The 8,089-nt window shown below is 52.4% G+C and carries 11 protein-coding genes; 2 read left to right on the top strand and 9 right to left on the bottom strand.

Annotation, left to right across the window (positions count from 1 at the left end):
- Positions 1 to 149 precede the first annotated feature (149 nt).
- A complete protein-coding gene (locus VSS37_RS14835) occupies positions 150 to 686 on the top strand; it encodes a ProQ/FINO family protein (RefSeq protein ID WP_324696464.1) in 537 nt (178 codons plus the stop codon).
- Between the two features lie 44 nt (positions 687 to 730).
- On the opposite strand, the gene VSS37_RS14830 is transcribed toward VSS37_RS14835, so the two are convergent.
- The 5 genes from VSS37_RS14830 to VSS37_RS14810 all read right to left on the bottom strand — a co-directional run bounded on the left by VSS37_RS14830 (position 731) and on the right by VSS37_RS14810 (position 4,734).
- Positions 731 to 1,432, bottom strand: a complete 702-nt coding sequence (locus VSS37_RS14830; RefSeq protein ID WP_324696463.1) for a DNA alkylation repair protein — start codon at positions 1,430 to 1,432, stop codon at positions 731 to 733.
- 117 nt (positions 1,433 to 1,549) lie between these two features.
- The gene (locus VSS37_RS14825; protein ID WP_324696462.1) at positions 1,550 to 2,125 is read right to left on the bottom strand and encodes a hypothetical protein; all 576 of its coding nucleotides are present in this window, start codon (positions 2,123 to 2,125) and stop codon (positions 1,550 to 1,552) included.
- Positions 2,126 to 2,181: 56 nt separating this feature from the next.
- Positions 2,182 to 2,538, bottom strand: a complete 357-nt coding sequence (locus VSS37_RS14820) for a DUF2958 domain-containing protein (RefSeq protein WP_324696460.1) — start codon at positions 2,536 to 2,538, stop codon at positions 2,182 to 2,184.
- Between the two features lie 271 nt (positions 2,539 to 2,809).
- Positions 2,810 to 4,534, bottom strand: a complete 1,725-nt coding sequence (locus VSS37_RS14815) for a DUF4942 domain-containing protein (RefSeq protein ID WP_324696459.1) — start codon at positions 4,532 to 4,534, stop codon at positions 2,810 to 2,812.
- A gap of 11 nt (positions 4,535 to 4,545) precedes the next feature.
- Positions 4,546 to 4,734 carry a hypothetical protein gene (locus VSS37_RS14810; protein WP_028489479.1) on the bottom strand — a complete coding sequence of 63 codons (189 nt, stop codon included), beginning with the start codon at positions 4,732 to 4,734 and terminating at the stop codon, positions 4,546 to 4,548.
- Between the two features lie 312 nt (positions 4,735 to 5,046).
- Here VSS37_RS14810 and VSS37_RS14805 point away from each other — a divergent pair, with 312 nt between their 5' ends.
- Positions 5,047 to 5,421, top strand: a complete 375-nt coding sequence (locus tag VSS37_RS14805; RefSeq protein WP_324696457.1) for a hypothetical protein — start codon at positions 5,047 to 5,049, stop codon at positions 5,419 to 5,421.
- A 295-nt stretch (positions 5,422 to 5,716) separates the two neighbouring features.
- Here VSS37_RS14805 and VSS37_RS14800 read toward each other — a convergent pair whose 3' ends face one another.
- The 4 genes from VSS37_RS14800 to VSS37_RS14785 form a co-directional block, all read right to left on the bottom strand.
- Positions 5,717 to 5,947 (bottom strand): ISAzo13-like element transposase-related protein, encoded by a 231-nt coding sequence (locus VSS37_RS14800; RefSeq protein WP_324696466.1) that lies wholly within the window; start codon positions 5,945 to 5,947, stop codon positions 5,717 to 5,719.
- The gene (locus VSS37_RS14795) at positions 5,944 to 6,087 is read right to left on the bottom strand and encodes a hypothetical protein (RefSeq protein WP_324696455.1); all 144 of its coding nucleotides are present in this window, start codon (positions 6,085 to 6,087) and stop codon (positions 5,944 to 5,946) included. The genes VSS37_RS14800 and VSS37_RS14795 overlap by 4 nt, the downstream gene beginning before the upstream one ends.
- A 507-nt stretch (positions 6,088 to 6,594) precedes the next feature.
- Entirely contained in the window at positions 6,595 to 6,933 is a 339-nt protein-coding gene (locus VSS37_RS14790; RefSeq protein ID WP_324696453.1) for a hypothetical protein, read from the bottom strand.
- Between the two features lie 123 nt (positions 6,934 to 7,056).
- Entirely contained in the window at positions 7,057 to 7,491 is a 435-nt protein-coding gene (locus VSS37_RS14785; protein ID WP_324696451.1) for a hypothetical protein, read from the bottom strand.
- Positions 7,492 to 8,089: the final 598 nt, after the last annotated feature.

Raw genomic sequence — 8,089 nt, 5'->3', positions numbered from 1 at the left:
CCAGTAGTGTCGCTAACTGCATTGTTTCAATGCAAATTTATATGCGGTCGCCCTAGCAGGGCAACCCGCTACCTTGTAAATTTGAAATCCCGTGATAGATTGGCAGGACAAGCACACAGATATTGCATCCGTGTACACGCTGGATAACCTTGGACAACAAGCCTGACACCATGACCGACAAGCCACGCAAAACCCTATCACTGGGCAGGAAAACAGATAAATCCGATGGAACCTCCCCATCTGGCAGCAAAACCATTGCAGGCAAACGGATCATACGGCGTGAAGCATCCACCACCCCATCCCCACCGCGCAACAAACCCGCCAAAGGGAAAGCACCCCGTAAAAAACCGGCTGCTTCCAAAAAGGTGGTCATCCCCCCCAGCACTATCCGTGCGCAGGAACTTGACCAGCAATTGCAGGGGCATTTTGGGGCATGGCGTGACCACCTGCCGCTGGCAGTGGGTATCGAAAAAGCCATTTTCCGCTACATCAGCACAAACCACATCAGTGCCAGCAAACGGGTCGTGCAGCAACTGCTGCACCGTCACACCTCGACTATGCAATACCTGCATAACCTGATGCAGCAGCCGCTTAGATACCACCTGGACGGTTCACCTGCCGGGGAAGTCATCCCCACAGAACGGGAATCTGCCGCATTAAAACTGGCTTCCCTGCCGCCCACCTGATACTGACTGACACGTTATGCCCGCTTCCGGGCATGACTGACGGTTCATTTCTGCAAATACCGCTGCCGTTCTTCCTGGCTAAAATGCTCAATGGCATAGCGCAACATGGTGCGCGGCATAATCCGGTAATGGGCTTGCAGGAAGGTGGTTTCAACTGCCCGGTCACGCTTGCCAATTTCCCGCAACATCCAGCCAACGGCCTTGTGGATGAGGTCTTCCCGGTCAGCCAGTAGCAGTTTGGCAATAGCCAGCGCATCCCCAAACTGGTGTTGGCGAATAAAGAAAAAAGTGGCAATCATGGCAATACGCCGTTCCCACAAACTGCTGGATGCTACCAACGCATACAACACTTGTTTATCCCGCCCGTGCAGGTAGATCCCCATAATGTACGGGGCAGAGGTATCCACCAGATCCCAGTTATTGATGTACTGCGTGTTGGCAAGGTACAGCGCATGGATGTCAGCTTGTTGCTGCGCTGTACCCCGCTGGAACTGCTCAACCAGTAACAACAGCGCAAACAAACGCACCTCATGGAGCGGGGAATGCAGCAACAACAGGGCTTCCTCCAATGGCAAGCCCCGGTATTGTTTCACCTGTTGACGCAATACCGGGACACGGATTCCCAAAAACTGGTCGCCTTCGCCATACTCCCCAACTCCTGTCTTGAAGAAGCGTTGGGCATCGGCAGCATGAGCGGCGTTGCCCAATGCTTTGAGGCTGTTTTCTATCTGTACTGCGCTGACCATCTGGTTGCCATGCTCCATAATGCTGGTTGGATACAGGCATTGTGGCAGCTATGCTGCACCAACTCACCAAAAAAGCAGACCCGCCCAGTATGGCGGGTCTGCTTTTGCTATCACCCATTATCCTGCCTGTTCAGGCTGCCAGTCTTGACACAAGGCAGCGCGAACAGCCTGTTCATGGTCTTCATACAGGCGGCGCAATCCCTTGGGCAACCCGGCATACTCGCCATCATGATCGTCATAGCGGGGATGTTGCCGTGAATCCAGCCACACTGACGTATTCTGGTCATAGAAGTACATCTCCGTGGCATTGCCCCCCGGAAAAAATGCGCTGTTATAGACAGCATAAACCCACCATGTTTTGCCAATTTTGCGTGGCTCGGTGGCAAACAGAATGGTGTTAAGACGGCTTTTTGCCAGAAAATCCAGTTTGTTTTCCCCAAAGGCTGGGGCATCTGAAGGCGGTTCCCCAAACACATCCAGCAGTGTTGAAGTGGGTGGTGCTTCCTTGGTAGGTACATCCGCTTCCACCACCTCACACAACACCCCATTCTCAAACTCAACCGAATTGACCGGCTGCAACATCCCTGTCTGTACCAGTTGATCGGCGATAGTGGCGGCGGCTTCCTCATCGGGTGCATCAATCACACGCTCCACATACAGCACTTGCTGCGCGTAAACAATATATTGCGGCATGGCTTTTCTCCTTGTGGTCAGTATGGCGGGCAGTAAACACTGCCCGCCCAAGTGGGTCAGGCAATAATCTGGCGATGTTGCCGCGCTTCTTCGGCATAGGCAGACAGTGTTTTGTCCGGGATGAACCCCAAGTCACGCTCTACCGGCAACTTGAACCGACCACGAACAGCACGGATTTCAGTCAAACTGACTCTCCCCAGCTCAGGAAACCCCAACCCAAGGTCACATAGCCCGAAAGCAATGTCAGGTTCTTCTGGGTCAATCTCGCTCAGTAACCAGGTGGCTGCGGCATCTGGGGTGAATAATTTGATGACTGGCATCGGATCAAAGTCTTCATTCTTTGCCATCGCCTCCTGTTGTTTGCGTCCATTTGCCAGCAGTTGGGCATATTGCGCTTGAGTAAACAGTTTCATTGCGTTCTCCTTACTTCAGCTTGGTTTAAAAGGTTGCCAGTTCAAAACCCGGCAACCCTTGCCTCGCTGGCGAAGCGTGGGGGTAGCAAGCCGCAAGGGGAGGGGGATCACCCGGCCTGCACAAGGGAACGCAGTGAATGCGGAAGGTTGGGGATACCCCTTGCGGGGCGCGTGGGGCGAAGCCCCTAGCATCTTCATAACCTGCCAGTGCTGTCACCAGCACTGGCAGATTTTGGTGACTGGGGCAGGCAACCTGCCCCAACCTTGTGTGCTATGGCAGTACAGGCAGCCGTTGCTGGCCTCCCTGTCCTGCTGCTGGACTAGCCAGCAAACCATCAAGCGGTATATCCAGCCTGACACAGGTTTCGGTATGTGCCTGGATAAGCCGCTCCACATAGTCCGGGTTATCCAGCCTGCACTGGTAACGGGACAAGTCTTGGGTATTGATGGACATCTGGTTGGTGACTTTCTCGGCCTGTTCATACTGTTGCCAGAATGCGGCGGTGACAGCACCTTCCTCGTTGGGTAGCCATTGGCGTAGCCGCCCAACTGTCCGGTTCAGCCGGTCTATCAGATCTTTGCGCTTAGGGTACAGGTGTACGGTCTGCGCACCGGGGTAGTAACGGAACTCGAAATAATCAGACTCATGGCGTCTTGAGTTTTCGATAGGATTGTCGAGGGCTGCCTTTACCAACCCATAGATGCCACCCACATCCTTGCCATCCAGTGCCGCAAAGCTCTTGTCAATGTCGCCCAACGCCTCCCGTGCCTCACGGTCAAGGTAATTTCCCCAACGCTTGCAATTGACCGGGATAATGATCCGGCTCATTTTGATCCGCCAAGCTGCCGCCCGGTGTTTGGCATTCGATTGCCATGCACGGTAATAGGCGCGGTTATCCGGGTAACGTTCGGTAAAACGGTCGAAAATGTCGATCATCATTTCATCGGTCATCGCGGTACGTTGCAGGGCAACACCTGCCAGAAAACCGTGGATATTGGCTTCGGTGAATTCCAGTTGGGCAACTTTTTTGTATTCCGCCTGAAAGGCTTTCAGTGCTGCCGTACTGAGCTGCTCATAGAACCTGATCCCGGACAGAATGTAGTTCCATGCTTTCTCTTTCAGCTTGTCATGTTCCTTGTTGAACTGGTCTTGCACGCTGCGGCTGTCGACGGCACGGGCTGCCTGTTGCTGCATGACCCGTTTGTTGCGTTCCTGATCCGACTCCAACAAAGAACCACCAAGAATGCTTGACCAGCGGGCATACTCGCAGGCCAGAACAGCATCAGACTCCAGTTTCCGGTACAGCACATCACGCGCCGCCCGGTAAACCCTGACGGATGTTTCAATAATGTTCTCCGGCAAGCAAAGGTCAGTCACATCCCCCCGGATTTCCCCAAACTCAAAGGTTTCATTGTCCAGCTTCAGGTCATCCAAATAGCTGTGGGCAACCGGCGTTTCCTTTTTCAGCCACACCAAGGCACACTCAACGGCGGTTGTCCGTTGGGTATCCGGTGCAAGGAATGCCCCATCAACATACTCAACACTACCATATGCCCCAATCAGCTCCTGAAGGTATTCCCTGTCCTTGGTATTGGGGTTTCTGAGTGTCTCGGCATTCAACAGGCAAACAATCTCTGCATTCCTGACAATCTGCCACGCATGGATGAGGTGTTTGGCTCCCAGCCTGAACGGTGGGTTCATAATGATATGGGTGTACAGGCGTGATGGCTCGAACGCCAAAAAATCATGCCCCACAACACTCACACCAGCGGTCTTACCCAGTATCTCCAGCCGCTCCGGGTCAATCTCACACACATCCACGATAGGCCGGTTACTGCCATAACGTGATTCTGGCATGGCTTTCACCAGATCACCCGTCCCAGCACTCGGCTCAAGGATATGCCTATCCCGGTGCAGATAGGATCCATCACGAAAGGCTTCCCACATTCTCACTGCCAGACTGACAGGGGTAGGGTAATATTGTTCCTTGTCCATACCCGTTCCCCCTAGCAGTCATCACATTCAAAATGCACAGACTCAAGCGTTGGTTCTTCACCATTCTCCAGCCTGAAGCCATCCAATGAGTGGTGTTCCTCTGCCCACTCGGTCAACTGCCTGACCAGTTCTTCCTTGCTGATAGTCTCGGCTTCCACGCGGAAACCAACATTTATCCAGAAACCTGTCCTTGCTTTCATCGCTCTTCTCCAGTTGATTTAAAAGGTTGCCAGCTCAAAGCCCGGCAACCCTTGCCTCGCTGGCGAAGCGTGGGGGTAGCAAGCCGCAAGGGGAGGGGGATCACCCGGCCTGCACAAGGGAACGCAGTGAACGCGGAAGGTTGGGGATACCCCTTGCGGGGCGCGTGGGGCGAAGCCCCTAGCCATCTTCAGGACTTACGCCAAAACGTAGAATGCGGTGCATCCCTAAAAAAGTTCTTTACATTAGAAAACTCTAATATTAGAATTAACTAATATTGAAACATCAAACAAATTTGCTAGGAGACCCATATCATGAAACTGCAAGCTATCGCATTCGCTGCCCTGATCACCCTGTCTGGTGCTGCTTCCGCTGAATTCTTCGACGGATTTGACAACGGTTCTGCTGTTGGTAACAGCGCAGGGCAGGGGACTGGTACGACATCTGCCAATGGCAACACTTACGGTAATGGTGCTGGCGACGTGAACGGCTGGGGTCGTGGCAAAGGCGACGCGGACGGCGAAGTTGATTTCAGCATCAACTTCAAGGGCAAAGGCAAAACTGACATGGCTACCGACATGGCTGCCAACGGCAAAGGTAATGGTGACTGGTACGGTGCGGGCAATGGTTACGGCTACGGTGCTGGCAACGGCACTTCTGTTGCTCAAGGCCAGACTGCCAAGCAATAAGGCTCCTGCTGCACAAACACTGGATAAAGGGCGTTCTGCGCCCTTTGTCTTTGGAAACCAGCTCGGATGGTTATCCATCAGTTCCTAGCAGAAAGAGAGGGTTTCTTCGGAGAGTCTCTCTTTTTTTATACCAAAGGTACTTATCAAAGCTTTGCTGCCTTTGGTATTTTCTTGTTTCAAGCCTTCAGGCTCTAGCCAGTACCGCACACTTGTCTGGAAAATAATCCAGCATCGGGTGATAACATTGCACTCACCTGGATGTATTAAGGAACTGTCCCGAAATAACCTCCCGTTTTCAATCTGTCTGCGGAATGGCGGTGTAGTTCCATTTGGGTAACAGGACATCGAAGCGGATGGTCATGTTTTTCCTGAAATCCTGCGCATACTGGCGTCCGGTGGCAAACACCTTGTTGATGATGCGGACGGCCACTTTCAATCCCGTGGTCGTCTCCGTTTTCTCCATGTAGTGTTTAGCGGTTTCGACCGTTTCCAGCGGGACACCCCGGCAGGCTTGGGTAACATTCAGCGGTTTGCGTCCACCCCTTTTTTCCGTTGCCGGTGGGTATCCGGCACTTCGCTGGACTCCAACTCGGCAAGACCCTGCCGGATGGTCTTGGGATCACAGCCCAATAATTGTGCGATGTCTTCCTGACCACCATGACCCAACCGAACCGCTTCCACCGCCACGTAGCGGCGACGGTCACGAGCGGTAGACTCGCCGCATCTGGTCTGCTACAACTTTGGGATAAACGTCAAAATGCCTACTCCTGATAGGGAATCGAATGGCTATTTTCCTCTATCCAGCTCTACAGGAAAACCGGGAAGTTATTTCGGGACTGCTCCTAAGATGCTGAAAGATAAACCATTAGAAACCAAGACATGACCGAAGAACAGGAGAATTACTTACCGATGGAGCAACAAATCTGGCAACTGGGGTGAACTTAAACAAACGTCAGGAAAGTTCCATAGAATTTCGCGCAAACCCATAGCCGGTAAGGCGTAGCAGCGATTACCTGCATCCCATTTTCAGCCCCGCCAAGCGCCCGCTTTTTTGGGAAGAACCAAGCCAACCGAGTCGACCCTGTGCCCATCCGAGAAATCGAATTCCCCATGGGATTCCTTTGCATAAAGGTAGGTATATATATACCTACCTTTATTATTCGTCAGCTTGAGTTAAGAGGGAAGACCGAGATCGCCTTCAGTATCAGCCATGACTTGCTCGCGGATCAAAGCTCCGGTCTGCTGCTTGGTGAGTGCGGAGCGAGTCTTGTTGGCTGCGTGGAGCTTTGCGATGGTCAGTATCTCGCCAGCGGTAAATGTAAGGGAGATGTCAGGGTTGTTCTTCTGACAGTTCATCGTCATCTGCAAAGCGATGACTTCAGGATCAACGTTGTTGGCCAGCGAGGAGGCTACTCGGGCGGCGACATGGCCTGTGCGACTAGTCTGCGTGGAGGTGAGTTCTTCCCATGCATCGGCTGCGCCATCGAAAATTTGGTTGGGATCAATACTCATTTTTTACCTCTTGTAAGGTCGTGCTCCTCGTTATGAGCGAGCGGGTGAAAATTTCAACGGCGAATCTGTCAGCGCAGTAGCTGGCGGACTCCTTTACCTATCTAGGCCGCTGAGCTGTTCGCATCACGATTTCGCGCTCTTTGTGATGTCTGAAATCGTGGGTTGCGTTACGCCATACTGATCGGCGAGTTGTCCCTGTGTGTACAGGCCTGATCTGTATAGCCCTTGGATTTCTTTACGCTCTTTATCCGTAAGGCGAGCTGTGCTTGCGTGAGGAAGGTAGTTGCTGATCTGCTGCTCAAGCGAGTTCAGTTGCTGCTGAACTTGATTGAGCTGCTGTCGCTGTTGCCATGCTGCCTCGAACGCCCCTCTAGGGCAATCCGGGCTAGTGGCAGCGATTTGCAGGATCGCAGTACTCAGCTTTTGAGTTTGATCTTTCAAATCCTGAACCGCCCGCCTTGTCGTAGCGATATCGCTGCGAGAGAAACTTTGCTGCTGTGCAGTTTGCACGACTTGCACTGCCGGTTCTTTTGGGGTGATGTTGTCTTCAAACGGCATTGTTCTATCTTCCTGATCATGCATCGACACATAAAACACATTTTTATATTATGTGTTTTATGTGTCGATGTAAAGCCCTACGGGGGTCGCTTCAGAAACGGAAAATGGCTAACGTTGCCCATCCCCCGAAATTGTGAAATCAGCCAAAAGACCGGGGCAGTGACCCATTGGGATCTTTGCCCTATGCGTTGTTCGTTGCCTGTGAACGATTGCCAAGACCGTATTCTTGCTAATTCCGAGCCTCAGCCCGACTTCCTAGTATGATTGTCCTGCCGCAACCAGCTCCAACACACGCGCCCGGTAACGGTCGGCCTTAAAATACTGGTCAATATTGGATGCTGAACGGTGGTCAAAATTGCACGCTGATTGACACATTAGGTCAAATAATGATTTTCTCCACCTCATCTAGAGAAATTTCATCATTGGTACGGTCATACAACTTAGTGGTTCGTGGTGATTCGTGGTTAGCCATTTGCTGAGCCTTTTCCAGCGTCCCGCCATTCTTCAGGTAAATCGTGATTCCTGTTCCCCGAAAAGAATGGTTACATGTAAGTGCTTGCAATCGAAACCGCCCATGCTTGCAATCAGCGCACTATCC

Origin of the sequence: Candidatus Thiothrix phosphatis (assembly GCF_035668035.1) — a bacterium.
GTDB lineage: Bacteria > Pseudomonadota > Gammaproteobacteria > Thiotrichales > Thiotrichaceae > Thiothrix > Thiothrix phosphatis.
The sequence above is the reverse complement of the archived record's forward strand: the minus strand, read 5'-3'. Positions and strand labels throughout refer to the sequence as shown.

Coding starts and splice junctions, on each gene's coding strand:
- VSS37_RS14785 (WP_324696451.1), bottom strand. CDS start 7,491: ATGCCGTTTGAAGACAACATCACCCCAAAAGAACCGGCAGTGCAAGTC.
- VSS37_RS14815 (WP_324696459.1), bottom strand. CDS start 4,534: ATGGACAAGGAACAATATTACCCTACCCCTGTCAGTCTGGCAGTGAGA.
- VSS37_RS14805 (WP_324696457.1), top strand. CDS start 5,047: ATGAAACTGCAAGCTATCGCATTCGCTGCCCTGATCACCCTGTCTGGT.
- VSS37_RS14790 (WP_324696453.1), bottom strand. CDS start 6,933: ATGAGTATTGATCCCAACCAAATTTTCGATGGCGCAGCCGATGCATGG.
- VSS37_RS14830 (WP_324696463.1), bottom strand. CDS start 1,432: ATGGTCAGCGCAGTACAGATAGAAAACAGCCTCAAAGCATTGGGCAAC.
- VSS37_RS14825 (WP_324696462.1), bottom strand. CDS start 2,125: ATGCCGCAATATATTGTTTACGCGCAGCAAGTGCTGTATGTGGAGCGT.
- VSS37_RS14810 (WP_028489479.1), bottom strand. CDS start 4,734: ATGAAAGCAAGGACAGGTTTCTGGATAAATGTTGGTTTCCGCGTGGAA.
- VSS37_RS14820 (WP_324696460.1), bottom strand. CDS start 2,538: ATGAAACTGTTTACTCAAGCGCAATATGCCCAACTGCTGGCAAATGGA.